Source organism: Halomarina rubra, assembly GCF_023699475.1.
Taxonomy (GTDB): Archaea; Halobacteriota; Halobacteria; order Halobacteriales; family Haloarculaceae; genus Halomarina; species Halomarina rubra.
Genome location: NZ_JALXFV010000008.1, coordinates 671,044 through 694,845, shown reverse-complemented (window position 1 = coordinate 694,845; position 23,802 = coordinate 671,044). Strand labels below are relative to the sequence as shown.

Annotated in this window: 24 protein-coding genes and 2 tRNA genes; 15 read left to right on the top strand and 11 right to left on the bottom strand. The window is 68.3% G+C overall.

Annotated elements, in window-relative coordinates:
* Window positions 1-15 precede the first annotated feature (15 nt).
* From rocF to M1L36_RS18590, 5 genes are all read left to right on the top strand, one after another.
* A complete protein-coding gene (rocF, locus tag M1L36_RS18610) occupies window positions 16-918 on the top strand; it encodes an arginase (RefSeq protein ID WP_250875237.1) in 903 nt (300 codons plus the stop codon).
* Window positions 919-920: 2 nt separating this feature from the next.
* Complete coding sequence (locus M1L36_RS18605; RefSeq protein ID WP_250875236.1) at window positions 921-1,643, top strand: class I SAM-dependent methyltransferase; 723 nt, start codon at window positions 921-923, stop codon at window positions 1,641-1,643.
* Between the two features lie 29 nt (window positions 1,644-1,672).
* A tRNA-Gly gene (locus tag M1L36_RS18600) sits at window positions 1,673-1,743 on the top strand.
* A gap of 187 nt (window positions 1,744-1,930) precedes the next feature.
* Window positions 1,931-2,752 (top strand): class I SAM-dependent methyltransferase, encoded by an 822-nt coding sequence (locus M1L36_RS18595; RefSeq protein ID WP_250875235.1) that lies wholly within the window; start codon window positions 1,931-1,933, stop codon window positions 2,750-2,752.
* A gap of 85 nt (window positions 2,753-2,837) precedes the next feature.
* Window positions 2,838-3,323 (top strand): YciE/YciF ferroxidase family protein, encoded by a 486-nt coding sequence (locus tag M1L36_RS18590; protein WP_250875234.1) that lies wholly within the window; start codon window positions 2,838-2,840, stop codon window positions 3,321-3,323.
* 24 nt (window positions 3,324-3,347) lie between these two features.
* On the opposite strand, the gene M1L36_RS18585 is transcribed toward M1L36_RS18590, so the two are convergent.
* The 3 genes from M1L36_RS18585 to M1L36_RS18575 all read right to left on the bottom strand — a co-directional run bounded on the left by M1L36_RS18585 (window position 3,348) and on the right by M1L36_RS18575 (window position 6,152).
* A complete protein-coding gene (locus tag M1L36_RS18585; RefSeq protein ID WP_250875233.1) occupies window positions 3,348-4,670 on the bottom strand; it encodes an MFS transporter in 1,323 nt (440 codons plus the stop codon).
* A 141-nt stretch (window positions 4,671-4,811) separates the two neighbouring features.
* The gene (locus tag M1L36_RS18580; RefSeq protein ID WP_250875232.1) at window positions 4,812-5,630 is read right to left on the bottom strand and encodes an HD domain-containing protein; all 819 of its coding nucleotides are present in this window, start codon (window positions 5,628-5,630) and stop codon (window positions 4,812-4,814) included.
* Window positions 5,631-5,678: 48 nt separating this feature from the next.
* Complete coding sequence (locus M1L36_RS18575) at window positions 5,679-6,152, bottom strand: redoxin domain-containing protein (RefSeq protein ID WP_250875231.1); 474 nt, start codon at window positions 6,150-6,152, stop codon at window positions 5,679-5,681.
* Window positions 6,153-6,241: 89 nt separating this feature from the next.
* Between M1L36_RS18575 and M1L36_RS18570 the strand changes: the two genes are divergently transcribed.
* The 3 genes from M1L36_RS18570 to M1L36_RS18560 all read left to right on the top strand — a co-directional run bounded on the left by M1L36_RS18570 (window position 6,242) and on the right by M1L36_RS18560 (window position 7,275).
* On the top strand, window positions 6,242-6,547 hold the full coding sequence (locus M1L36_RS18570) for a twin-arginine translocase TatA/TatE family subunit (protein WP_250875230.1): 306 nt from the start codon (window positions 6,242-6,244) through the stop codon (window positions 6,545-6,547).
* Between the two features lie 31 nt (window positions 6,548-6,578).
* Window positions 6,579-6,651: transfer RNA gene (locus M1L36_RS18565), tRNA-Arg, on the top strand.
* Between the two features lie 306 nt (window positions 6,652-6,957).
* Entirely contained in the window at window positions 6,958-7,275 is a 318-nt protein-coding gene (locus tag M1L36_RS18560; RefSeq protein WP_250875229.1) for a hypothetical protein, read from the top strand.
* A gap of 255 nt (window positions 7,276-7,530) precedes the next feature.
* On the opposite strand, the gene M1L36_RS18555 is transcribed toward M1L36_RS18560, so the two are convergent.
* Both M1L36_RS18555 and M1L36_RS18550 read right to left on the bottom strand, forming a co-directional pair.
* Window positions 7,531-8,550 (bottom strand): MBL fold metallo-hydrolase, encoded by a 1,020-nt coding sequence (locus tag M1L36_RS18555; protein ID WP_250875228.1) that lies wholly within the window; start codon window positions 8,548-8,550, stop codon window positions 7,531-7,533.
* Window positions 8,547-8,873, bottom strand: a complete 327-nt coding sequence (locus M1L36_RS18550) for a ubiquitin-like small modifier protein 1 (protein ID WP_250875227.1) — start codon at window positions 8,871-8,873, stop codon at window positions 8,547-8,549. Before M1L36_RS18550 ends, M1L36_RS18555 begins: the two co-directional genes overlap by 4 nt.
* Window positions 8,874-8,944: 71 nt before the next feature.
* On the opposite strand from M1L36_RS18550, the gene M1L36_RS18545 reads away from it, so the two are divergent.
* The 3 genes from M1L36_RS18545 to M1L36_RS18535 all read left to right on the top strand — a co-directional run bounded on the left by M1L36_RS18545 (window position 8,945) and on the right by M1L36_RS18535 (window position 12,438).
* Window positions 8,945-9,883 carry a haloalkane dehalogenase gene (locus M1L36_RS18545; protein ID WP_250875226.1) on the top strand — a complete coding sequence of 313 codons (939 nt, stop codon included), beginning with the start codon at window positions 8,945-8,947 and terminating at the stop codon, window positions 9,881-9,883.
* Window positions 9,884-9,988: 105 nt separating this feature from the next.
* Window positions 9,989-10,717, top strand: a complete 729-nt coding sequence (locus M1L36_RS18540) for a sporulation protein (RefSeq protein WP_250875225.1) — start codon at window positions 9,989-9,991, stop codon at window positions 10,715-10,717.
* Window positions 10,718-10,890: 173 nt separating this feature from the next.
* Window positions 10,891-12,438: a cryptochrome/photolyase family protein gene (locus M1L36_RS18535; protein WP_250875224.1), complete on the top strand. Its 1,548-nt coding sequence runs from the start codon at window positions 10,891-10,893 to the stop codon at window positions 12,436-12,438.
* Between the two features lie 126 nt (window positions 12,439-12,564).
* Here M1L36_RS18535 and M1L36_RS18530 read toward each other — a convergent pair whose 3' ends face one another.
* Window positions 12,565-12,897 carry a hypothetical protein gene (locus M1L36_RS18530; protein ID WP_250875223.1) on the bottom strand — a complete coding sequence of 111 codons (333 nt, stop codon included), beginning with the start codon at window positions 12,895-12,897 and terminating at the stop codon, window positions 12,565-12,567.
* A 139-nt stretch (window positions 12,898-13,036) separates the two neighbouring features.
* Here M1L36_RS18530 and M1L36_RS18525 point away from each other — a divergent pair, with 139 nt between their 5' ends.
* Window positions 13,037-14,587 (top strand): aldehyde dehydrogenase family protein, encoded by a 1,551-nt coding sequence (locus M1L36_RS18525; protein ID WP_250875222.1) that lies wholly within the window; start codon window positions 13,037-13,039, stop codon window positions 14,585-14,587.
* A gap of 3 nt (window positions 14,588-14,590) precedes the next feature.
* On the opposite strand, the gene M1L36_RS18520 is transcribed toward M1L36_RS18525, so the two are convergent.
* The gene (locus tag M1L36_RS18520) at window positions 14,591-16,552 is read right to left on the bottom strand and encodes a DEAD/DEAH box helicase (protein ID WP_250875221.1); all 1,962 of its coding nucleotides are present in this window, start codon (window positions 16,550-16,552) and stop codon (window positions 14,591-14,593) included.
* Between the two features lie 134 nt (window positions 16,553-16,686).
* Between M1L36_RS18520 and M1L36_RS18515 the strand changes: the two genes are divergently transcribed.
* Window positions 16,687-16,872 carry a hypothetical protein gene (locus tag M1L36_RS18515; RefSeq protein WP_250875220.1) on the top strand — a complete coding sequence of 62 codons (186 nt, stop codon included), beginning with the start codon at window positions 16,687-16,689 and terminating at the stop codon, window positions 16,870-16,872.
* 3 nt (window positions 16,873-16,875) lie between these two features.
* Here the strand turns inward: M1L36_RS18515 and M1L36_RS18510 are convergent, their stop codons facing one another.
* Window positions 16,876-17,298 (bottom strand): hypothetical protein, encoded by a 423-nt coding sequence (locus M1L36_RS18510; protein WP_250875219.1) that lies wholly within the window; start codon window positions 17,296-17,298, stop codon window positions 16,876-16,878.
* Window positions 17,299-17,481: 183 nt separating this feature from the next.
* Here M1L36_RS18510 and M1L36_RS18505 point away from each other — a divergent pair, with 183 nt between their 5' ends.
* On the top strand, window positions 17,482-18,072 hold the full coding sequence (locus M1L36_RS18505) for a DJ-1/PfpI family protein (RefSeq protein WP_250875218.1): 591 nt from the start codon (window positions 17,482-17,484) through the stop codon (window positions 18,070-18,072).
* 403 nt (window positions 18,073-18,475) lie between these two features.
* Here the strand turns inward: M1L36_RS18505 and M1L36_RS18500 are convergent, their stop codons facing one another.
* From M1L36_RS18500 to M1L36_RS18490, 3 genes are all read right to left on the bottom strand, one after another.
* Window positions 18,476-19,948, bottom strand: a complete 1,473-nt coding sequence (locus M1L36_RS18500; protein WP_250875217.1) for a sodium:solute symporter family protein — start codon at window positions 19,946-19,948, stop codon at window positions 18,476-18,478.
* 96 nt (window positions 19,949-20,044) lie between these two features.
* Window positions 20,045-21,472, bottom strand: coding sequence for a hypothetical protein (locus tag M1L36_RS18495; RefSeq protein ID WP_250875216.1), 1,428 nt, complete (start codon window positions 21,470-21,472; stop codon window positions 20,045-20,047).
* Complete coding sequence (locus M1L36_RS18490; RefSeq protein WP_250875215.1) at window positions 21,469-22,194, bottom strand: ABC transporter ATP-binding protein; 726 nt, start codon at window positions 22,192-22,194, stop codon at window positions 21,469-21,471. Before M1L36_RS18490 ends, M1L36_RS18495 begins: the two co-directional genes overlap by 4 nt.
* Window positions 22,195-22,355: 161 nt before the next feature.
* Between M1L36_RS18490 and M1L36_RS18485 the strand changes: the two genes are divergently transcribed.
* Complete coding sequence (locus M1L36_RS18485) at window positions 22,356-23,795, top strand: MFS transporter (RefSeq protein WP_250875214.1); 1,440 nt, start codon at window positions 22,356-22,358, stop codon at window positions 23,793-23,795.
* Window positions 23,796-23,802: the final 7 nt, after the last annotated feature.

Below are 23,802 nucleotides of genomic sequence, written 5' to 3'. Positions count from 1 at the left end.
GGAGACCTCTCGGCCATGACGCGACCACTGCGAATCATCGGCGTCCCGATGGACCTCGGGGCGGACCGACGTGGCGTCGACATGGGGCCGTCGGCCATCCGCTACGCCGGTCTCGACCGGCAACTCACCGACCTGGACTACGACCCGACGGACGTGGGCGACCTCACCGTCGCTCGCCCCGAGGTCGGCGACCCCGACGCCGTCACTCCCGAGACGGGCCGCGCGAAGTACGTCGCGGAGGTTCGGGACGTCTGTACCCGACTGGCCGACGAGGTGGCCGACACCCTGGAGGAGGGCGCGTTCCCGCTCGTCCTCGGTGGCGACCACTCCATCGCCATCGGGTCGGTCAACGGCAGCGCCCGCGACGCCGACGTCGGCGTCGTCTGGTTCGACGCCCACGCCGACTTCAACACGCCGGCGACCACGCCCTCCGGGAACGTCCACGGGATGCCCGTCGCTGCCTTCCTCGGCGAGGGCGAGTTCGCCGACACCGACTGGGCCGAAGCCGGTGTGAAAGAGGAGAACGTCGCGCTCGTCGGTATCCGGAGCATCGACGAGACCGAACGCGAGGCGTTGCGCGACACCGACGTGAGCGTGTTCACGATGAGCGACATCGACGAGCGCGGTATCACCGAGGTCACCGAGGACGCCCTCGACGTCGCCAGCGACGGGACCGACGGTATCCACGTCAGCCTCGACCTCGACTGGCTCGACCCGAACGAAGCGCCCGGCGTCGGGACGCCCGTCCGCGGGGGTGTCACCTACCGTGAGGCACACGCCGCGCTCGAACGCACCGCCCGTCGCGACGTGCGCTCGATGGAGGTCGTCGAGGTCAACCCCATCCTCGACCGCTCGAACCGCACCGCAGAACTCGCCGTCGAACTCGCCGCGAGCGGCCTCGGAAAGCGCATCATCTGACGATGCCCGACGACGACCGGCCCGCGGACGACGTGGCCCGTGACCGGCCCGACCGCGAGGCGACCGTCGACCGACGCGGCGTCCCCGAGACGTACGACCGCATCGCCGAGCACTTCTCGAAGACCCGCGAGCATCCCTGGCCCGAGGTCCGCGAGTTCTGCGAGTCGGCGGCCGACTCCGCGACGGCGCTCGACCTCGGCTGTGGCAACGGCCGCCACGCCGAACTGCTCGCCGAGCGCGCCGACCGTGTCGTCGGACTCGACGTCAGCCGTACGTTCCTGCGTGTCGCCCGCGAACGGGCCGCCGAGCGCGGCTACGACGACGCCCTCGCACCGGTCGCGGGCGACGCCGCCTGCCTCCCGCTGGTCGACGACAGCGTCGACCTCGCGGTGTACGTCGCCGCGCTCCACCACCTCCCGACCCGCGAGACGCGTCGCGCGAGCCTCGACGACCTCGCGCGGGTCCTGACGCCGGGCGGGCGGGCGCTCGTCAGCGTCTGGGCGGTCACTCACTCGGCGTTCGACCGCGAGGAGGGGTTCGACACCACCGTCGACTGGACGCTCCCCGGTGGGGAGAAAGTGGGCCGGTTCTACCACGTCTACGACCTCGCGGAGTTCGAGGCAGACCTCGACGCGAGCACCCTGACCGTCGCGGACGTCTACGAGAGCGAGGGCAACTGTTACGCCGTCGTCGGCGGCGAGAGGGTCGAAGGGAAACGCACATAGGCGGGGGCGAGAAGTACAGAACGAAGCGCGCACCGATGGTCTAGTGGCAGGACCTGAGCCTTCCAAGCTCATGGCCCGGGTTCGAATCCCGGTCGGTGCATTCTGCGAGGAGCGAACGCGACGAGCGGATGCGGTACGGAGAGATTCGAATCAGGGAGCGACCGCCGAGAGCGACCGTGGTTCGAATCCCGGTCGGTGCATTCTGTTCGACATCGTCGGTCCGACCGCCGTTCGACGAACCACAACGCGTTTGTCGTTCTCCGGTCTCGAACGTACTCTCGGCGACCATGTCCGACGTGCCTCCATCGGAACGCTTCGACAGCACCGAGCGGTACTACGCCGCGCACCGTCCCGGCTACGGCGAGCAGACGGTCTCGTACCTCCGCGACCGGTTCGAACTCGACGCGAACGCCCGCGTCCTCGACCTCGGCTGCGGTGCCGGACAGCTTACCCTCCCGCTGGCGGCCCACGCCGGGACGGTGGTCGCGATGGACCCAAACGAGGAGATGCTGCGGTTCGGCCGACAGCGAGCGGCGGCGTGGGACGTCGAGAACGTCGAGTGGGTGGTCGGGTCGGACGCCGAGGTCCGCGCCGAGATGGGACCGTTCCGCCTCACGACGATGGGGCGGTCGTTCCACTGGATGGACCAGGAGCGGACGCTCGACCGCCTCCGCCGGGCGACCGAACCGGGTGGTGGCGTCGCGCTCGTCACCGACCACGAGTGGCTCACGAAGGGGCGAGCGGACTGGCAGGCGGCCGTCTACGACGTCGTCGCGTCGTTCCTCGACGACCTCCCCCAGCGCGTCGACCCCGAGGCGGTGACCTACGACGACCCCTGGAGCGAGAAGCTCGCAACGTTCGGGTTCACGGACGTCGCGGAGGTGTCGTTCGCCGTCGAGCGCGAGTGGTCGGTCGACGGCGTCGTCGGGTACGTCCTCTCGCTGTCGTTCGCGTCGCCCGCGCGGTTCGGCGACGACGTCGGGGCGTTCAAGGCCGCCCTCCGGGACCGACTCGCAGAGTTCGACCGCGAGACGTTCACACAGCGGGCCACGGTCGAGGTCGTCGCCGGAGAGCGAGTGGTGACGGACGACGTCGGTGCCGTCGACTGACAGTGTTCTCGGGGGAGTAACGGTCTCCGGTCGGGCAGGAACAGGCACAACCGTATTGACCGTTCACCGAGTCGACCGGTCCGTCATGGCGATCACAGATATCGATGCGCTGTTCGAGCACGAACTGGAGGACGTCTACTTCGCCGAACACCAGCTCACCGAAGCGTACGAGCGGATGGCGTCGGTCTCGAGCGACGAGGACCTCACGGCGTTCTTCGAGTCCCACGTCGAGGAGACCGGGGACCACATCGAACGCCTCGTCGAAGTGTTCGAGCGGACCGGCCGAGCACCGCAGACCGAGGAGTGTCAGGGTATCGAGGGACTGCTGACCGAGTGGGAGTCGTTCGCCGCCGACAACGAACCGGGGGCCATCCACGACTACTACAACGTCGTGACGGCGATGAAGACCGAACGCTACGAGCAGTCGGCCTACGAGAGTCTCGTCGCGCTGGCGTCCGAACGCGGCGACGACGGGGCGATGGACCTGCTCAAGCAGAACCTCGACGAGGACGAGGAGACGCTGAACGACCTCGCGAAGGTGGCCCGGACGTTCGACTACGAGACGCTCTGAGCGCACCCGCCAGGGGCTGCTGCGTCAGTCGTCGTCGGCCGCCTCTTCGGAAGGGTCGCCGCCCGGGGTGAGGTCCGTGAGGTCCTCGTCGACGACGTCGGGCACCGGGTCGTCGACGGCGTAGATGCCGATGAACACGAACGCCGAGACGACGATGGTCGCGGCGGCGACGGCGAAGGCGGTGAACACGTCCGTCGCGTCCCAGACGACACCGACGATGAGCGGCCCGGTTATCTGTCCGACCTTCCACGCGATAGAGCGCAGCGACATGCTCGCGGCGACGGCGTCGAACTGCTCGCCCTCCTCGACGAACAGTGCCATGCTCGCTGGCAGGCGGATGGAGTCGGCGACTCCGCAGATGCCGTACGCGCCGAACAAGACGACGAATCCGGGGACGAACGTGTAGCCGGCGACCGTCACCGCCGAGATGTACTGGTCGGCGACGCCCGCAAGCGGGATGGCGAGCGTCCCGACGGCGTACAGCACCGCACCGACGAAGACGAACAGGTGTTTCGAGCCGACCCGGTCGGTCAGCCCGCCGACGTACCCCTGCGTGAGCGCCTTCGTCAGTTTCCCGCCGGCGAGGATACCGCCGACGTACAGTGAGGAGATGCCGAGCGTCTTGATGGCGTAGATGGGCAAGAAGAGGATGACGCACATCTTCCCGAAGCTCAGGCCGAACCGGAAGACGACGAGCGCGCGGATGGGCGTCCGTCCGAGCAGCCGTTCGAGCGTCTCGCGACCGGAAACCGCCTCGGGGTCGGACTTCCCGCCGGGGTTGTCCCGGAGCCACGCGTAGAGGAGGACGGTGGCGACGACGGTGACGCCCGCGAGGACGGCGTAGGTGACGCCGAAGTCGTACGTCGCGAGCATGTAGCCCCCGACGAGGTCGCCGGCGAACGATGAGAACGCCCCGACCTGGTTGTACGTCCCGAGCCACTGGCCGCGTTCGCCGTCGGGAGAGATCTCGCCGACGACGGTCGACCCAGTTATCCACAGCAGCGACGCGCCGAGTCCCTGGACGACCCGGACTAGGAGGATGTCGGTGACCGAATCGACCATCCAGAACCCGACGAAGACGGCGACGTTGAGCAGGAGGCCAGCGAGCAGGTACCGCTTGGCGTTGCCCGTGTCTATCTTCCGACCGAGTGGAAGGACGATGACGAACTGCGCGAGCGCGAAACAGGTGGCGAACAGGCCCTCGATGGTGCTCGTCGTCCCGAGCATGTCGGCGTACAGCCCCAGCGCTATCGCGATGGTCGAGTACGCCTGTGCGCGAGCGAACGCGGTCCCCGAGAGTGCGAGGAACTCGCGGTCTCTGAGCACGCCGAGCGAGCCACCAGCCACGGTGGTCCGGACGTAGGAGCGGAGACGGTTAAATCCCCGAAAACCGGACGAAGACGGGAGGAAAGACCGTGATAGAGGGTCGTCGACAGGGGGCGTGGGGAGACACGGTCGGTGGTGCGACCGGCCCCGCCGGGCGGAGGTTTACAGTTCGATGCGTTCGAGCAACTGCTCGCCGTCGCCGTGGCTGTTGATAGCCACGATGCGGATCTCCTCGTCGATGAGCGAGTCTTCGAGCTTCGACTTCAGCAGTTCGTCGACCTGGTAGACGCCCGCGGCGTCGGTCATCTCTATCTCGACGAGGACGGGGCGTTCGTCGCCCTCCCGGAGCGTGACCTGCCGGATGGCCCGCGAGGAGAGCGTGTTGATGCCCCGACCACCCTTCTCGTAGGGGATTCGCGAGCGACCGCGCTCCATGTCCAGCGCGTCGGCGACGCGGAGGACCCCGGCCTCGCGCGTGAGTGGACGCTCCTCGGTGTGGTGACAGAGGATGGCGTGGAGCACCTCGCCTTTGACACGCACGGTGTCACCGACGTCGTAGCCGAGCTCGGGGAGGATGCGGTCGAGCACGTCCGCCGCGAGCGGAATCGAGTAGTAGGCGTGTTCGCTGCGGTGGACGACGTGGCCGATGTCGTGGAGTTGGGCGGCGAGCGCGACGATGACGGCCTCGTCGGCCTCGTCGAGGCCCTGCTGGCTCGCGCCGTTGAACTCGACGTGACCGGCCTTGAGCAGGTCGTACAGACAGAGTGCGCGGTTCCGGACGATGCTGATGTGTTTGCGGCCGTGGTCGTTGTACCCTTTCCGGTCGACCGGGTTGACGTTCTGGGCGTCGAGGTACGCCTGAATCTCCTCGTCCTCGTCGACGAACCGGAGCACCTCGTTCAGCCGCTCGTCGGGGAATGCGTGTTCGGCGTCGGGGTCGTACGTTCGACCGCCGTTCCCACGCTCGTCTTCGCGTTGCATACGGCCCCCTCCGAGCGGCGGTACAAAAATCCCTTCGGAGATATATATTCAGTCGTCGGCGACGACCGCACTGACCTCGTCGTACTGGGGTTCGACGCCGGGGTCGTCGCTCACCCACGCGTAGTCGATGGTCCGGTCTTCGTCGACGACGAACACCGCCCGTTTGGCGACGTTCTCGACGCCGAGTTCCGCGAAGTCCATCGCCACGTCGTACTCGTGAACGAGGCGGTGGTTCGCGTCGCTGATGAGCGGGAAGTTGAGCCCGAGTTCGTCGTGGAACGCGTTGAGCGCGAACGGGGAGTCGACGCTGACGCCGTAGAGTCGTGCACCGTCGTCTTCGAACTCCGAGAGGCGGTCTCTGAACGTCGCCAGTTCGTGGGAACAGACGCTCGTGAACGCGCCGGGGAAGAACGCGAGGACGACGGGGCCGTCCTCGAGCGCCTCCGAGAGCGTGAACGAGTCGATGTCCTCGCCCGTCGCGAGCGGTGCCGTGAACTCCGGTGCGGTGTCTCCGACCTGCATCGAGTCGAGAATGGGCCGACGGCGGCATATAATCGACCCTCTCGGCTAGCAAAAGGCCTATAGTCGGGAGTTGGTAAGTGACGGTAGACATGGCAACCCTGGTACCGCTGTTCCCGGGCATCCCCGGTGGCATCGAAGTCTTCGTCGTGCTACTCATCATCGTCCTGCTGTTCGGTGCGAACAAACTGCCGAAACTGGCTCGCTCGTCGGGGCAGGCGATGGGCGAGTTCAAGAAGGGACGCGAGGAGGTCGAACAGGAGCTCGCCGAGATGCAGGGCAAGGGCGCCGAGAACGCCGAGAACGTCGAGAGCGCCGAGACCCAGTCGTCCACCATCGACTCCGACTCGACGTCGTCCGCGACCGAGGAGACCGTCGAGACCGAGAAGCAGAACTGATTTTCTCTCTGCCCTTCTCCGGGGTGACGAAGGGCGTGTGGCCTAGCGGATAGGGCGAGAGGTTCCTAACCTCTAGATCGCGGGTTCGAATCCCGCCACGCCCGCTGTTGTGCCGAACGAAGTGAGGCCAACAGCGACGCGTGCGGGTTCGAAGCAGGGAGGTCGCGCGCAGCGAAGCGAGCACGTCCGACCGAGGTTCGAATCCCGTCACGCCCGTAGACGGTGTCGGGAGCGTAGCGAACGACCCGTCGAGGACCGTGACTGACTCCCACTCGCTCCGCTCGCGGGAGTCCCGTCACGCCCTCGAAGTTCTATTCGAAGTGAGGCCGACAACGACGCGTGCGGGTCCGGAGATGGACGACGACTCCCCAGGTGCTAGCTTCATCTCCTCGGAACGCGTTACAGTCTCCATGACTCGTGAATACACGACCGAGGAGCGGCGCGTTCGAGAGACCGACCCCGAGAGCCACCCCACTCAGGAGCCTACGCGACGGAGCACGTCCGCGCGGGTCGCGTCCTGGTTCGGCGAGGCGCTCGTCCGCGCCGTCGTCGCGGTGCTCGGTCTGGTGTTGCTCCTGTTCGCCGTCGGCCGCATCGTCGACGTGAACCTGCTCGACGCGGCTATCGACGTCCTCGACTCCGGGGTCGGGGCGTGGCTCGTCCTGGCGTTCGTCGGCCTCCTGCTAGTCGTCGCGGCCGCACGCGACTGGGAGTCGCGCCGCGTCTGACCCGTCGAAACGACCCCGAACCGGCGCGCGCCGGTCTGTACCGTCCCGGGAGTGCCCTCTTCTGCGTCGTCGCCCGAACTCCACCGACCGACGGACGGTACCGCGACGACCGGCGACGCCGGGCATCTTCCACTACCGACGGTTTACAGCGGCGACCACGGTGTCGTGTTCGGTGTGGAAATCGACGACGACACCGTCGCGGACGCTCGCGAGATACCGAGTCGGAGTCGTTAGTCGAGAGTCCAGACGACCGACCTACGGGTCGGTCGCGAGCGGGGGGAACAGGTCGTCGACCGCCGCCGCGCTCGCGTCGCCCGTCAGTTCGTACTCGACGGGGGAGTTCTCGGTGGTGGTGAGGACGCCGCCCTCCGTCAGGTGGTCGAGGTGTGCCGACGCCTCGCCGGGGCCGTGCAGGATGTGAATCGACGAGAGGTCACCGAACAGGTGGGCGCTGACCGTCCACGCGTCGGCGGGGCCGTGCTCGTCGAGCACCGAGAGTACGCGACCGGTGCGCTCGCGGTGGTGAACCGCGATGTCGCGGGCGCGACCGGCCGGGTCGACGATGGGACCGCGGTGGCCGGGCCACGCGCGGGCGTACTGGCCCTCGGCGATACGCGTCAGCGTGTCGAGGTAGCTCGCGAGCGGCCGGTCGACCCGGACGTCAGCGCCGCCGACGTTGGGCGTGTAGTAGGGCAACAGCGCGTCGCCGGAGAACAGCTCTCGGCCGTCCGCCGACAGCCCCGCGTAGTCGCTGTCGAACGCGAACCCACAGAGACCGGCGCTGTGACCGGGCAGGTGGACGGCCTCGAGCGTCCGGTCGCCGGCGTCGAACCGGTCGCCGTCTTCGAAGGTGGCCACGTCCGTCGGGTCGCCACCGATGCCGTCGCTCCCGTCGAGAAAGCCGAGCAGTTCGGACTGGGCGTCCTCGGGCATCCCCCATCGGTCGAGGCGGGCGCGCTGTTCGTCCTCCATCGCGGCCAGGGCGTCTGGGTCGCGAGCGACCAGCGGCGCGTCGGCCTCGTGGACGCGGACCGTCGCGTCGCCCGCCGCTCGGACCGCTCCCGCCAACCCGGCGTGGTCGGCGTGGAAGTGAGTGACGAGGACCTGGTCGACGTCGGCGAACTCGTAGCCCGCGTCGGCCAGTCCCGACCGCAGGTCCGACTCGGTGTCGGGAGTGGCGATGCCCGTGTCCACGAGCGTCGTCACCGCACCCTCCAGCAGATAGGCGTTGTTCAGCCCCTCGAACGCTCGGTTGCCGAGACTGATGGCCTTCACCGTGCCACCTCGCGTCCGCGACACTCGGTCGCCGGGGCGCTCCCACCGGCGACGGCTGGCGCGGCACCGACCGTCTCACCGCCGTCGAGAGACCGGTCACCGTCGACGCGTTCACCGTCGACCAGCACCGACACGTGCGGGCGGAGTCGACCGTCGCCGTCGAACAACAGCGGGCGCAACGACGGGAACTCCTCGCCGAGCGTTCCGAGCGCCTCTGCGACGGTCGTCCCCTCCGGAACCGCCCTGGTCAGCGACCGCTCGCCGACGGCGTCACGAAGGGTCGCGTAGAACTCGAACTCCACCGACTCGTCCGCTTCCTCCATGCACACGCTCGCCGCGCGAGCGGTATAAACCCCGCCGCAACGGCCTTGCCCCGCCGGGACGACGCCCGACCATGGGACGAACCAGCACACCGGCCGACAGGTTCACCGATCTGCCCGACTTCGACTACGAGCGCCACAGCGTCACCGTCGGTGACAGTGAGGCGCGAAGCGCCGCTGGAAGCCGGACGGAGTCCGGCGACGGCATCGAGATGGCGTACGTAGACGAGGGGGAAGGGACGGAGACGTTCCTCTGTCTCCACGGCGAACCGACGTGGGGCTACCTGTACCGCAAGATGATTCCGACGCTCGCCGAGCGCGGCCGGGTCGTCGTCCCCGACTTCGTCGGGTTCGGTCGCTCGGAGAAGCTGACCGACCGCGAGGACTACAGCTTCGACCTGCACTACGAGACGCTCGCGGAGTTCGTCGAGAAACTGGACCTCCAGAACGTCACCCTCGTCTGCCAGGACTGGGGTGGCATCGTCGGGCTGACCTACGCCGCGCACGAACCCGACCGGTTCGCCCGCTTGGTCGCGATGAACACGTTCGTCCCGACGTACGACACCGAGATGGCCGACGAGTGGTACGACTTCCGGAACTTCGTCGAGCGCGTCGAGGAGTTACCCATCGGGATGCTCATCCAGAACGCGACGGCGACCGAACTCAGCGACGAGGAGCTTGCGGCCTACGAAGCGCCGTACCCCGACGAGGCGAGCAAGGCCGGCGCGTACGCCTGGCCCGACATGGTCCCTCGGACCGACGGCGGTGATGCCGGCGAGGGCGAGAAGACCGCCGCCGCCCGCGAGAAGCTGAAGGAGTGGGAGAAACCCGCGTTCGTGCTGTTCGCCGACTCGGACCCCATCACGAAGCCCGCCCGCGACCCGCTGCGTGGTCTCATCGGCTCGGCAGACGAGCAACCCGACGTCTGGGTCGAGGGGGCGATGCACTTCCTGCAGGAGGACGCCGGCGAGGAGATCGCCGAGGAGATACTGGCGTTCGTCGACCGGACCTGAGCGGCCCCTGACGCGGGGCCGCTGTGGGTCGTGTGTCGTCGGCGAGACGCACACGCACAGCTACACCTGAAAGTTTACAACGGGACACGCACCCACTTCGAACGCATGAAGCGAATCCTCGCTCGCGTCGGCATCGGTGCGGCCACGGTCGACACAGTCCTCCCCACGACCACCCTCACACAGGGTGAGACCGTCGACGCACAGGTCGAGATGCACGGCGGCTCGACGTCCCAGGACATCGACGCCATCTACTTCGCGCTGAAGACGCGCTACCGTGACGACGAGGGCTACTCGACGACGACCCTCTCGCGCAAGCGCGTCACCGACCCGTTCACCCTCGACGCCGAGGAGGAGCGCACCGTCGACGTGAGCTTCGACGTCCCGCGCGAGACGCCAGTCACGATGGGCAAGACGCAGGTCTGGCTCGACACCGGCCTCGACGTGAAGGGCGCGCTCGACCCGGACGACCGCGACCACGTCGAGGTTCAGCCCGGAACACACCTCGACGCGCTGTTCGACGCGCTCGAAGAGCTCGGCTTCGGCTTCTACAAGTCCTCCTGTGAGGCGACCGGCGGGATGTTCTCCCAGCGGTTCGCGCAGGAGTTCGAGTTCCGCCCGCGTAGCGGCCCGTTCGCGGGGTCGTTCGACGAACTGGAGGTCGTCGCCACGCCCACCGACGGCGGTCTCGACGTGCTGATGGAGGTCGACCGACGCGGCGGTCTCCTCGCGGAGATGACCGACACGGACGAACGCTACGAGCGGTTCAGCGTCACTCACACCGACGTCGGGCGACTCGCCGACGAGGTCCGGTCGGTCGTCGAACACCACGCCTGAACCGCCCACCTCTCCCCGTTCTCTCGGTCGCCGAAAGCCGTCGAGTGTGCACACCGGGCGGCCCGAGGCGGTGAACGGTGCCGGGCGGTCAACGGCTTTGTGTCGCTCACCCGTAGCTCAGCCATGTCGATTCCGGCCGTCGCCTCCGTCGGCGACCAGTGCGAGGCTCGGCGATGACCGTCCTCGTCCTCGGCGACCAGTTGACCCGCGACCACGGACCGATAGCCGACGGGACGTCCGACGTGCTGATGGTCGAGGCGACCGCGTTCGCGACGCGCCACGCCTACCACCCACACAAACTCGCGCTCGTGTTCGCCGCGATGCGCCAGTTCCGCGACGACCTCCGGGAGACGGGACACACCGTCCACTACCACCAGGTCGAGACGTTCGCGGCGGCCATCGAGGCACACTTCGAGGACCACCCCGACGACGAACTGGTCGTCATGGACCCGCCGAGCTATCGGGGGGCCGAGCGACTCCGGTCCATCGTCGAGGACGCCGGCGGTGCGCTCGACGTCGTCGAGAACGACCTCTTTCTCGTCACGCCCGACGCCTTCGACGAGTGGTTCGACGGCGAGGGGTCCGGAGGGGAGGGGACGAACTACAGACACGAGGCGTTCTACCGCTGGCAGCGCCGCGAGACCGGCTATCTGATGGACGGTGACGACCCCGAGGGCGGCGAGTGGAACCTCGACGACCAGAATCAGGAGGCCGCCGACCCCGAGAAGGAGTTCCCCGACCCGCCGCGCTTCGACCCGGACGAACTCACTCGGGAGACCGTCGAGTGGGTCGAGGAGACGTTCGACGGTGGCTACGACACCACCGTGAAGGGCGGTGCGTGGGCCGACCCCGAGCCGTTCTTCTGGCCGGTCACCCGCGCGCAGGCGCTCGACGCTCTGGCAGACTTCTGTGAACACCGTCTCGCTGGGTTCGGCCCCTACCAGGACGCGATGCTCGACGGCGAGTGGTCGCTCAACCACCTCCTGCTCTCGCCGGCCATCAACCTCGGTCTCCTCCACCCTCGGGAGGTCGTCGAGGCGGCCATCGAGACGTACCGCGAGCGCGACGACGTCCCGCTCAACAGCGTCGAGGGGTTCGTCCGCCAGCTTATCGGCTGGCGGGAGTTCATGCGTCAGACGTACCGCCGGGAGATGCCCGAGATGGCGACGGCCAATCTCCTCGACGCGCCCCACGACCTGCCCGAGTTCTACTGGACCAGCGAGACAGAGATGCACTGTCTCTCCGACGTGGTCGGGAGCGTCCGCGAGCGCGGCTACACCCACCACATCCCGCGGCTGATGCTGCTGTCGAACTTCGCGCTCACCTACGGGGTCGAACCTGCGCAGGTCAACGAGTGGTTCCACGCCGCCTACGTCGACGCCTACCACTGGGTGACGACGCCGAACGTCGTCGGGATGGGCGTGTTCGGCACCGACGTGCTGACGACGAAACCGTACGCCTCCTCGGCGAACTACGTCGACAGGATGAGCGACTACTGCTCGGACTGTGCGTACGCGAAGACCGAGACGACCGGCGAGAACGCCTGCCCGTTCAACGCGCTGTACTGGGACTTCCTCGGTCGCCACGAGGACGACCTGCGGAACAACTACCGCATCGGCCCGGTGTACGGCCACTGGGACGGCAAGGACGACGACGAGCGCCGCGAGATACACGACCGGGCCGACGAGATTCGCGAGTTGGCCGAGTCGGGCGACCTCTGAGTGTCGAGGAGGGCCCCACCTGCCGTCGACCCACCGTTCGGAACGAGGCGGCCTCGGTTCGTCCGTTCGGTCCGCGATTCAGCAGCGAGAGAGCGCGTGCGTGCCGCAGACGCGTGACTGGGCGTCCTACCTGCCGTACGGTTCGTGCCGTTCTTCAACCTGAGCCTGCTGTTCGATGTCGTCGAGGGCCTGTTCCTGTTCCTGCCGAGTGATGCCGCCGGCTTCCGCGAACCGACCCGTGTACTGCTCCCTCGGGACGCTGTCCCAGATACTCGTGGGGCCGGACTCGTCGTTCGACCCGTACGGAGAGCTCCACGAATCGCCTCGCACGACGCGGAGGACCTGTGGAACGAACGCACCGAGGAGAGCGAGATACAGCGCCTCGGTCCCGAGAAACGGCATCGTGAGGAGCAGGAACGCGATGAAGAGGGCGGCCGAAGCGACGACGGTCTCTCGCATACGGTAGCGTTGGTGACACGTTCTCAAGTATCTTATCACCGGTCGAACCATCTCGAATCGGTGTCTGTCACCACCGGTCGGTGGCGGCAAGTCCGTGGCCTTCGGCTGGTCCCTTTACCGTCGAACCCCTACCATCGGTATGGCACAGCAGACCCAGCGAGCCGACCGCTACGAACCGCACGGCGACTGGAACGTGCTGTACCTCGACGGCGTACGTGACGCGGGCGACCGCGACACCATCACCGTCGAGAACCCCGCGACGGAGACTCCCGTCTCCGAGGTCCCCGCCGGGACGACCGAGGACGTCGACGAGGCGTTCGAGGTCGCACAGGAGGCCCAACGGGAGTGGGCCGAGACGACTCCCGCGAAACGCCAGCGAGTTGTCCAGAACGCCATCCAGACCGTCCAAGAGCACCGCGAGCAGATTCTCGACCTCCTCGCCACCGAGTCCGGGAGCACGCGAATCAAAGCCGAGTCCGAACTCCAGACGGCCGTCGGGATGATGCAGGAGGCCGCCTCGTTCCCGACGCGGATGGGCGGGGACAACAAGGACTCGTTCGTCCCGAACAAGGAGCACGTCGTCAAGCGCGAACCCGTCGGCGTCGTCTCGGTCATCTCGCCGTGGAACTTCCCGTTCCACCTCTCGATGCGCGCCGTCGCGCCCGCGCTGGCGGTGGGCAACGCCGTCGTCCTCAAGCCGGCCTCGGACACGCCCATCACGGGCGGCCTGTTGCTCGCGCGCATCTTCGAGGACGCCGGTCTCCCCGAGGGTCTGCTGACGGTCGTCACCGGTCGTGGCTCGGACATCGGTGACCGCGTGGCGGGCCACGACGCCGCCAGCGTCGTCTCGTTCACCGGGTCGTCGCAGGTGGGGTCGCAGGTCGCCGCCACCGCCGCCGGGAACTTCGCGCTGCCGTCGATGGAACTCGGCGGCAACGGCCCCCACGTCGTCCTGGAGAGCGCGGACGTCGACCAGGCGGTCGACGCCGGCGCGTTCGGCAGCTTCCTCCATCAGGGCCAGATCTGCATCTCCATCAACCGCCACCTCGTCCACGAGGACCACTACGAGGAGTACGTCGAGAAGCTCGCCGAGAAGGCCCGGAACCTGCCGCTCGGCGACCCGACCGACGAGTCGACGGTCGTCGGCCCGATAATCAACGAGTCCCAGCGCGACCAGATGTTGGAGTTCGTCGAAGAGACCGTCGAGGCGGGCGCGACCCTCGAAACTGGAGGATTCGCCGTCGGCCCCGACGACTTCGAGGGGACGTCCGAGCGGGTCGGCGAGTTGGAGGGCGACCTCGGCGACTCGAACGGACTGTTCGTCCTGCCGACGGTGCTCTCCGACGCCACGAACGAGATGAGCGCCGCCTGTAACGAGCACTTCGGGCCGGTCGCGCCCGTGATTCCGTTCTCCGACGAGGAGGAGGCCGTCGAACTCGCCAACGCAACCGAGTACGGCCTGTCGGGGTCGGTGTTCGGCGATAGAGAGGCTGCGGAGGGCGTCGCCGACCGTATCGACCACGGGATGATGCACGTCAACGACATGCCGGTCAACGACGAGCCACACGTCCCGTTCGGCGGGATGGGGGCGTCGGGTATCGGTCGCTTCAACGGCGAACACGTCCTCGAAGAGCTGACCGAGACGAAGTGGATATCCGTCCAGCACGAACCGCGCGACTACCCGTTCTGAGGGTCAGTCGTCGCGGTCGGTAGCGTCGCTCACCGACTCGTCGGTGTCGCCGTCCACGCCACTGTCGTTCGCGCTCTCTCCGTCCGCCTCGTCGCTCGCGTCGTCCCCGTCCTCTGCGGCACCACCGTCCTCGTTCGGTTCCTCGACGACCGGTTCGACCTGCGGGGCGTCGCGTTCGGTGACCCGGATGCCCTTCCCAGCGAGGTGACGCAACTGCTGGCGTGCGAAGTCCTCCTCGCTCGTCCCCCGCGTCGCCAGTACGTACATCAGCGCGCTCCCGACGGGCCGCATCGTCCGGCCCGCGCGTTGTGCGCCCTGTCTACGTGACCCGCCCAGTCCCGAGGCGACGATGGCGACCTCTGCGTTCGGCAGGTCGATGCCCTCGTCGCCGACCCGGGAGATGATGAGCACGTCCCGACGGTCGTTCCGGAACTCGTCGAACAACACCTGTCGGCGACTGTGGCGCATCTCGCCGGAGACGAACGGAACGTCGAGCGCCGCCGAGAGCGCCTCACCCTGGTCGAGATAGTCGGCGAACACCAGCACCTTCGCCCCGGCGTGTTCTTCGAGCAGCGTGCGGACGGCCGCTACCTTCGCCGGGTTCTGGGCGGCGGCCTGTCGCCGTTCGTGGCCGTGGCTGGAGACGTACTCGTTGCGCGCGTAGTCGTCGGCCCACGGGACGTAGCGGATTTCGACTTCGGGTTCGGCGACGAACCCCGCGTCGAACAGCGCCGCCCAGTCGGTGCCGATTGGTGGTCCGATGAGCGTGAAGATGTCGGCCTCGCGGTCGTCCTCGCGGATGGGGGTCGCGCTCAGCCCGAGGCGGTGTTTGGCCTGGAGGTCGGCGCTCCGCCGGAACACGTTCGAGGGAACGTGGTGGACCTCGTCGTAGACGATGAGCCCCCACTCGCGGTCGTCGAACAGCGAGCGGTGCCGGTCCATCCCCGCGGTCTGGTAGGTCGCGACGGTGACCGGCCGGATGTTCTTCTCGCCGCCGTGGTACTCGCCGACCTGCTCGGGGGTGAGGTTCGTGTTCATCAGCAGTTCGTCGTGCCACTGCCCCGCGAGGTCACGCGAGGGGACGAGAATCAGCGTCTCGCCGCCGACGGCGGCCATCGCGCCCATCGCGGCGACGGTCTTCCCGCTGCCCGGTGGCCCGACGAACACGCCGGAGTTCGCGGTCTCGAAGCGGTCGACCCAGGACTGCTGGTACTCCCGCAGGTCGAGGGTCACGTCGATGTCGAGCGGTTCACCCGACTCCAGTTCCCGGTCGTCCTGCACGGGGTAGCCCGCGTCGTAGAGGATGCGTTTTATCTCGCCGACGCGCTCGGCGACGACCCACACCTCCGAGTCGGTGATGGGCGCGCGGACGTGCTCGCCCTGGTCGAGCTTCTGAAGCGCGACGTTGCCCATCAGGTCGTCGCTGGCCGCTCTGAGCACCGTATAGCCGTCCTCGTGGGTCGCGAGTGTGAACTTGTGCGCACGACTCCACTGGCGCTCTATCCACTCGTCGAGGTGCGGCGAACGTTCGGGGAGCACGTCGTGGATGGTCCGGAGGAGGTCCTCGAGGTGGTCGTAGGGCGCTTGCCAGACGTCCTCTTCGCGGATGCGGTAGATGTAGGCGTCGCCCGAGGAGTCGACGAGGTGGGCGAACTGCGCGAGTTGGGCGCGGGTGAACTGGCGGGGGTGTTCGACGACGACCTCCCGGCGTTCGGGAAAGAGGATGCGGTGTTCGCGGGAGGCGAACGCGTCGAGGTCGATCGGATACCAGACGACGGGGTCCCCGGAGACGTCGGCGCTTCCGATGCTGCCGGCCTCCGCGAGCGCCCGGAGACGCTCGCTGGCCTCTGCCTGCGAACACTCCAGCACGCGGGCCACCTGACTCGCGGTGACGACCGAGCGGCCGAGGTCTTGGAGGGCGGCCTGGAACTCATCGAGCGACAGCGTTGGCGACTCGTCTGACACTGCTCCCGGCTAGGGAAGCGCCGCTCAAACCGGTTGCGTCACGGACGCGTCACGCCGGCCGAGCGACACGAACTGCCGTGGTAACCGGTCGCATAAGGACAAGCTTCAAGACGCCAGGCGAGGTATGGCAGGGCATGCCAGACACGAAACGTGGTCGTGAGCGCAAGGGGCGCGGCAAACAACACCAGCTCCGCGAGGACCTGTACGACCGCGAACTCGAATCGCTCGAATCCGAGGAGGAGCCGGACTTCGACGAGCTACTCGGCGGAGAGCCCGACGCGGACTCGCTGCTCGACGAGGAGCCAGCGTCCGACGACTGAGCGTCACTCGACGTCCAACGGCACCGTCTTTTGTGGTCTGATACCCGCCAGCGACAGCGCCGCGAGCGCCAGACACGGCGCACCCGCGAACAGTGCGAAGAACACGATGGAGGCGATGGTCCGCCACGGCAGCGACGCGAACGCGTCGGTCGGGACCGGCCCGAGCACGCCCAGGGGCACCGCGACGGCGAGCGCCGCGAGCGCCGCGAGCGTGTAGCCCGCCCCGAGCACCGTCGGGACGAGCGGACCACACCCGCGGGCGTGGAGGCCGACCGCTCCGGCGAGCGTCAGCGTGAGCGCCAGCGCGCCCACCGACACCACCGACTCGGCGGCCACCGCACCGAGGGTGGCGAACGTCGCGTGGAGACCGACGACCGACAGCCCCAGCGGTCGAACGTACGGGCGGACGGACACCGTTGTCGTCACCCCGTCGTCACCTCCAGAGCGGCCGGTCGTGCCATACGCCCACACGACAGGTTCGGGTGTTCTTAAACGTATCGGCTCCAGGGACAGTTTGCTCGGTGACACGACCTGTCCGTTCCCGAGAACTAGCGTTATCGGTACCAAGGGACAAGGACACCCCGTGCGCCACCCGGCGCGCGGTCCACTATGACTGGAAAGAAGATACTCATGATCGTCGGTGATTTCGGGGAGGACCTCGAGATCATGGTCCCGTTCCAGGCGCTCCAGATGGTCGGCCACGAGGTCGACGCGGTCTGCCCCGACAAAGCGGAGGGAGACACCTGTAAAACTGCAGTCCACGACTTCCGGGGCGACCAGACGTACCTCGAGACGCGCGGCCACGACTTCACGCTCAACGCGACGTTCGACGACGTCGACCCGGCGGACTACGACGCGTTGGTCGTTCCGGGCGGGCGCGCACCGGAGTACCTCCGCACCTACGACGGCGTGCTGGAGTACGTCCGACACTTCTTCGAGGCGGAGAAGCCGGTCGCGGCGCTCTGTCACGGCCCGCAGATACTCGCGGCCGCGGGCGTGCTCGACGGCTACGAGATGACCTCCTACCCCGCCGTGGCGGCGGAGTGCGAGGCCGCTGGCTGCTCGTGGGTCGACGAGGTGACGACCGACCGCAACCTCGTCACCGGTCAGGCGTGGCCCGACCACGCCGAGTGGCTGGCCGCGTTCATGGACCTGCTCGGCGACGAGGTCAGCCACCGCGAACCGGCCACCGCGGACTGACACGAATCTTCACGTTTTCGTACGGAGACGCCCGTTAGTTGCCGACTACCGTGTTGCACATGCAGGCATAACAAAGACCCATCCTACCGTTGTGCTGAGATAATATGGCATCGAACGTCATCACCACGGCCGACGCCCATCGCCGGCAGGCAACCGACGCGCGCACGGAGGCGGACCGATGAGTCCCGCCACCGAGGCTCGGATGCCCGACTACGGCGAGATGCAGCGAACCCTCCGGTCGCTCGCTCGTCGTCGCTCCGGCCTCCCGGACGTCGGGCCGATGTACGACGAGTAATCGACACGTTCTCCGACCGTTTCGACCCCCGAGCGGCCACGCCGTCGGCCGCCCGGCTATCGTTTCACCACTACTCTCGGTCACCGTGAGCAGGTGCTGCGTCCGGACTCAGTCGTCGCCCGGAGACTCGACCGGCCGACTCACCTCCGGACCGTCGGTGGTCCCCGACCGGACCGCACCGACGTCGACTCGTTCGCCGTTCCCGACGAGACTGAGAACCACCAAGGTCACCAGCGCCGCCGCCGTCGCGGGGACGGCCGACTCCATCGTCCCCTCGCCGAACAGCGTCGGTTCGCCGAGGAGGAACTGCCAGACGACGAAGACGAGACCACCGACGACGAACGCGGGGAGTCCGGCGGCCCGACGGGTGCCACTCCACAGCAGCGAGACGATACCCGCGAACAGCACCGACATGATGCCCATTCCGAGCGTGTTGATGGTGATGATGCGGATGCCGCTGAGCGCGATGAGCGCCGCCCCGATACCGAACACGAGGATGGTCACGCGCACCGTCCGAACCAGGTGGGCCTCCGACAGACCCTCCCGGCCACCGCGTGCGGGGATGTAGAGGTCGTTGACGAACGTCGTCGCGCCCGCGAGCAGGAACGAGTCCGCCCCGCTCATGATGGCTCCGACGGCCGCCGCGAGCAACAGCCCACCCAGTGCGGGCGGGAGCGTGTTCTTCAGCGTCCACGCGAACGCCATCGAGGACTCGATGTCCGCACCCTGCGAACTCGCTATCATGCCGCTCGCGGCGGTGAGAACGCCGTAGCCCGTTATGACCGCGCCAGCGAGGAACGTCCCGGCGACGGCGACACGTTTGGACTTCGCCGACCACGTCCGCTGGAGCATCTGCTGTTGTGCGCCCGCGACGGTGAGGTACATCAGGTACCACGACCCGATCTGGACGAGGCCGACGCCGAACCAGTTCATGTGACCTTCGGGGAGGCCCGTGGTCACCGCCCCCCACCCACCGGCGTTCGAGAGCGCGATGGGGACCGCGAGGAACATCCCGACGATGACGATGCTCCCGTGGAGCGTGTCGGCCCACGCCACGGAGTGCATCCCGCCGTAGACGGTGATGCCGACGAACACGAGCGTGCTCGCCCAGAACGCCAGTTGGAGGGGCACGTCGAGCGAGACGGAGATGACCGACGCCATCCCGATGGTCTGACCGGCGGTCAGCGCCACCTGCCCGACGACGGTGAACAGCGCGGCGAAGTACTTCGTTCGGTCGCCGAACGCCCGGCCGAGTAGTTCGGGGACGCTCACGACGTCGAACGCGTAGAGAAAGCCGACGAGCACGGTCACCGACATCCAGGCGAGACCCTGAGCCATCGCGTACCACTGGGCGCTGATACCCGAGAGGAACGCCTGTTGGGCGATACCCATGGTGAGCCCCCCGCCGGTGAACGTCGCGAAGTACGTCATCATGTACACCGGGAACGAGAGGTTCCGTCCTGCCAGGGTGAACTCGGTGTACGTCGCGTCGCTGTTCCGGCCCGACCAGTAGGCGATGCCGACGGTCAGGAGGAAGTACGCGACCATGATGAGCACGAACGGACTCGTGAGCGTTACCACGGTCGACCTCCGTACCGAACGGCTGCGTCGTCCTGCATCGTGCTCGAAGCGTCACGGGGGGCGCACGGACAACCGACGCTTGCACAACTCGGGGTGTTATGAGTCGTGGAGCAACCGCGCTTCCCAGCGCGGAGCGGCCCGACGGAGCGCGAGGACGCCGACGGCTCCGAGGAGGAGCGACTCCGCGACGACGCCCGCAGCGAGCGTCGCGGTCAGCGGGAGTACGAGGCCAGCGACCAGCACGGGGACGAGCGCCACCACGACGCACAGCGTGAACGTCGCGAACAGCACCGTATCGAAGAGGAACTCGTTGGGTTCGACGCCCGCGAGGAGGACGGTGACGCCGAACAGGTACGCCGAGACGCCGAGGAAGAGGACGCCCCCGACGGCGAGTTCGACGACCGTCACGCCGACGTACAGCGCCGTCGCGAGGTAGCCCGCGCCGCCGACGGGGAGCAACAGCGCGAACCCGAGCGCCTTCGCCCGGAACACGTCCCCGACCGACAGCGGGAGGGTGCGGTACTCCTCCAGCGAGTCGAACTGGGTCAACCAGTTGTACGTCGTGAACGCCGTCAGCGCGAGGATAGCGCCGAGCGCGATGGCGGGTGCCGGTGGCTCGCCGACGACCCGGCTCACGAGTTCGAGGAGCGCGACGGCGACGCCCGCGACGATGGCCGTCGAGACGACGACCTTCACGACGCCGCCACCCGAGCGGTGGAGTTCGAGCAGCGACCGGGCGGCCAGCGGGTCGCCCAGTCGCTCCGAGAGCGCGTCGAAGCGGTCGCGGGTCGTCCGGGCGCGGCGCTCGTGGTCGGGGTCGAACAGCCACCAGCCGAGCACGCCGGCGCCGCTCACCGTGACCAGCGCGACCACCGCACGGAGCGGGTCGAACGTGGCGAACACGCCGTACGGCGAGTACGCGACGACGGGCACCCCCTTCCAGAGCGCCCCCACTACGCCCAGCACGCAGCCCGCGAGCAGGACACGCCCGACGACGCCGCGTCGCCCGAGGCCGATACCGACGAGCGTCGTCGCGAGACCGAGCGAGAACGTCCCCGCGAGCGTCGCCAGCAACAGCGGCGCGCGCACGACGAGGTCGAGTCGCCCCGTCGCGACGCCGACGCCCGCCACCGCGAGCGCCAGCGGTGCGAGAAACAGCAGCGAGTAGTACAGCGCGTCCTTCAGGAGGAACAGCGCGTAGATGCGCCGCTCGGAGACGGGGAGCGTCCGCGACGAGGAGAGCAGTAACGTCACGTCTCCCAGCAGGCTGTCGAGGGCGTCAGAGGAGACGAAGGCGACGGCCCCGGTCTGGAGGCCGAAGACGAACACGAGCGCGTGCAGGCCCGCCAGCGAGTCCGCCAGCGGCGTCCCGACGACGTGGAGGCCGTACAGCGCCGCGGCGGCGAGAAGGGTGACGAACGCCGGGAACGCCGCGAACCGCCGCCCGCCGAACAGGTCGGCGTGGAGTCGCCACTCCTCGCGGAACAGCGCCCAGAACAGGCCGTCCGCCCGACCCGCACTCACTCCGAACGCACCCCGTCGAAGAACGCGTCGAGCAGGCGGCCGTCCTCGTCGTCGGGTCGCCGGTCGTCGGCGAGGCGACCGTCCCGGAGGATACCCACCCGCGAACATATCCCCTCTGCGACGTCGACGTGGTGCGTCGAGAGGAAGACCGTGTTGTCCTCGCTCGTGTAGTCGACGAGGAACGCTTTGAGGCGCTCTTGCATGACGGGGTCGAGGTTGGCGAGCGGTTCGTCGATGAACACGAGGTCGGGTTCGTGGAGGAACGACGCGGTGATCATCACCTTCTGGCGCTGTCCCCGCGAGAGGTCCGTACAGAGCGTGTCGAGTTGGTCGCGGAACCCGAAACGGTGGGTCCAGCCGTCGATGCGCGCGTCGAGCGTCTCCTCGTCGATGTCGCGGACGCGCCCGACGAACGCGAAGTACTCCCGCGGCGTCACGAAACTCGGCGGGTCCTCGCGTTCGGGGAGGACGCCGAGGTGGCGGCGCGTCTCCACAGGGTCGTCGCTCGGGTCCCGTCCCAGCACCGACACCGACCCCGCGTCCGGCGTGCGCTGACCCGTCAGCAGTTTGATGGTCGTCGTCTTCCCCGCGCCGTTCGCGCCGAGGAAGCCGAACAGTTCGCCGCGGTCGACCGACAGCGAGAGACCGTCGAGCGCGACGACCTCGCCGTAGCGCTTGTGGACGCCGTCGAGGCGGACGGCGGGCGATTCGTTCTCGTCCATGATTCTTTCATCGACTCGTACTTGTTGAATCTTTGCAACGGGGTGGTGTCGCGAGAGCGACGTCGGTGACGGCCCCCGTCGGGGTCGGCCCGCCGACACTGCTTTCGCGCCCGGTGGTCACCGAGTAGTATGGACGGACCGTCGGCGTGGAGGGGCGCGCGGTGAGCGGTTCCCGGGGCGGGGCGGGCCCGGACGGGACCGAGTCGGGACCGGACGCGAACACCGACGTCGACCAGGGGCGGGCGCTCGCGACGCTCTTTCTCGTCGTGTTCGTCGATTTGCTGGGGTTCGGCATCCTCATCCCCGTCATCCCGCTGTACGCGCTCTCGTTCGGCGCGAACGAGTTCGTCGGGAGCCTCCTCGTCGCGGTCTACTCGCTGTTCCAGTTCGTGTTCGCGCCGCTACTCGGTCGGCTGTCCGACGAACGCGGCCGCCGCCCGGTCATCCTCATCTCGCTGTTCGGGAGTACGCTCGCGTGGACGCTGTTCGGCCTCGCGGGAGAACTCGGCTCGCTCGTCGGAGCCGCGAACGGACTGGTGATACTGTTCCTGGCCCGCGCGCTGGCCGGCGCGATGGGCGGGAACATCGCCACCGCCCAGGCGTACATCGCTGACATCACACCCCCGGAGGAGCGCGCGCGTGGCCTCGGCCTGCTCGGTGCGGCGTTCGGGTTGGGGTTCATCTTCGGCCCGGCCATCGGTGGTCTCGCCGCCAGCGGCCCCGCACTCGACACCGTCGGCGCGCTGGTGCCGTGGGCCCCCATCACCGAGTTCACGCTGCCGAGTTTCGTCGCCGCCGCGCTCACCGCCGTCAACCTCGTCGTCGCCGCCGTCGTCCTCCCCGAACCCGACCGCACGCGCTCGGAGACGGGCGACCAGTCGCGTATCGAGGCGCTGGTCGGCGCGCTCCGAACGCCCGCGCTCGGCGTGCTCGTCGTCTCCTTCTTCGTCGCGTCGTTCGCCTTCTCGGCGTTCGAGAGCCAGTTCATCTTCCTGACCAACGACCTGCTCGCCTTCGGCACCGCCGAGAACGCCCTCCTGCTCACCTACTTCGGCGTCGTCATCGCCGTCGTACAGGGCGGTCTCGTCGGCCCGCTGACCGACCGCTTCGGCGAGTACCGACTGGCCGTCACCGGGGCGACCGTCCAGTTCGTGACGCTCGGCCTGGTGCCGTTCGCCGCCGACTGGGGGCGGAGCCTCGAACTCGTCGCGTTCGCGGGCCTCGAACCGTGGCAGACGGGTGCGTCGGTGGCGCTCGCGCTCGTCGCCACGCCGTTGGCGTTCGGCAACGCGCTGACGAACGTCTCGCTCAACGCACTCGTCTCGCGGACGGCGAGCGCGGAGACGCAGGGCGGTGCGTTCGGTCTCACCCAGAGCGCCGGCAGTCTCGCTCGAACCGTCGGCCCCGCGCTCGCGGGAGCGCTCTACTCGGGGGTCGGCTTCTGGACGCCGTTCGTCGTCGCCGGTGTGCTGTTCGGTCCCGTCGTCGTCCTGCTCGGGCGACTCGAACGCGACGCGCTCGTCACGGGAGACGAACCGGCGAGTGCCTCGACCGGCCCGGCGGAGCCGTCCGACTCGGAGCACGTTTCGGGGGGGCGGTAGGAGGAGG

Excerpts from the sequence above, each read along its gene's own strand:
- M1L36_RS18550 (WP_250875227.1), bottom strand. The coding sequence starts at position 8,873 with ATGGAGGAAGCGGACGAGTCGGTGGAGTTCGAGTTCTACGCGACCCTT.
- rocF (WP_250875237.1), top strand. The coding sequence starts at position 16 with ATGACGCGACCACTGCGAATCATCGGCGTCCCGATGGACCTCGGGGCG.
- M1L36_RS18515 (WP_250875220.1), top strand. The coding sequence starts at position 16,687 with ATGCCAGACACGAAACGTGGTCGTGAGCGCAAGGGGCGCGGCAAACAA.
- M1L36_RS18580 (WP_250875232.1), bottom strand. The coding sequence starts at position 5,630 with ATGCAACGCGAAGACGAGCGTGGGAACGGCGGTCGAACGTACGACCCC.
- M1L36_RS18545 (WP_250875226.1), top strand. The coding sequence starts at position 8,945 with ATGGGACGAACCAGCACACCGGCCGACAGGTTCACCGATCTGCCCGAC.
- M1L36_RS18595 (WP_250875235.1), top strand. The coding sequence starts at position 1,931 with ATGTCCGACGTGCCTCCATCGGAACGCTTCGACAGCACCGAGCGGTAC.
- M1L36_RS18505 (WP_250875218.1), top strand. The coding sequence starts at position 17,482 with ATGACTGGAAAGAAGATACTCATGATCGTCGGTGATTTCGGGGAGGAC.
- M1L36_RS18570 (WP_250875230.1), top strand. The coding sequence starts at position 6,242 with ATGGCAACCCTGGTACCGCTGTTCCCGGGCATCCCCGGTGGCATCGAA.
- M1L36_RS18535 (WP_250875224.1), top strand. The coding sequence starts at position 10,891 with ATGACCGTCCTCGTCCTCGGCGACCAGTTGACCCGCGACCACGGACCG.
- M1L36_RS18525 (WP_250875222.1), top strand. The coding sequence starts at position 13,037 with ATGGCACAGCAGACCCAGCGAGCCGACCGCTACGAACCGCACGGCGAC.
- M1L36_RS18605 (WP_250875236.1), top strand. The coding sequence starts at position 921 with ATGCCCGACGACGACCGGCCCGCGGACGACGTGGCCCGTGACCGGCCC.
- M1L36_RS18530 (WP_250875223.1), bottom strand. The coding sequence starts at position 12,897 with ATGCGAGAGACCGTCGTCGCTTCGGCCGCCCTCTTCATCGCGTTCCTG.
- M1L36_RS18590 (WP_250875234.1), top strand. The coding sequence starts at position 2,838 with ATGGCGATCACAGATATCGATGCGCTGTTCGAGCACGAACTGGAGGAC.
- M1L36_RS18575 (WP_250875231.1), bottom strand. The coding sequence starts at position 6,152 with ATGCAGGTCGGAGACACCGCACCGGAGTTCACGGCACCGCTCGCGACG.
- M1L36_RS18490 (WP_250875215.1), bottom strand. The coding sequence starts at position 22,194 with ATGGACGAGAACGAATCGCCCGCCGTCCGCCTCGACGGCGTCCACAAG.
- M1L36_RS18560 (WP_250875229.1), top strand. The coding sequence starts at position 6,958 with ATGACTCGTGAATACACGACCGAGGAGCGGCGCGTTCGAGAGACCGAC.
- M1L36_RS18540 (WP_250875225.1), top strand. The coding sequence starts at position 9,989 with ATGAAGCGAATCCTCGCTCGCGTCGGCATCGGTGCGGCCACGGTCGAC.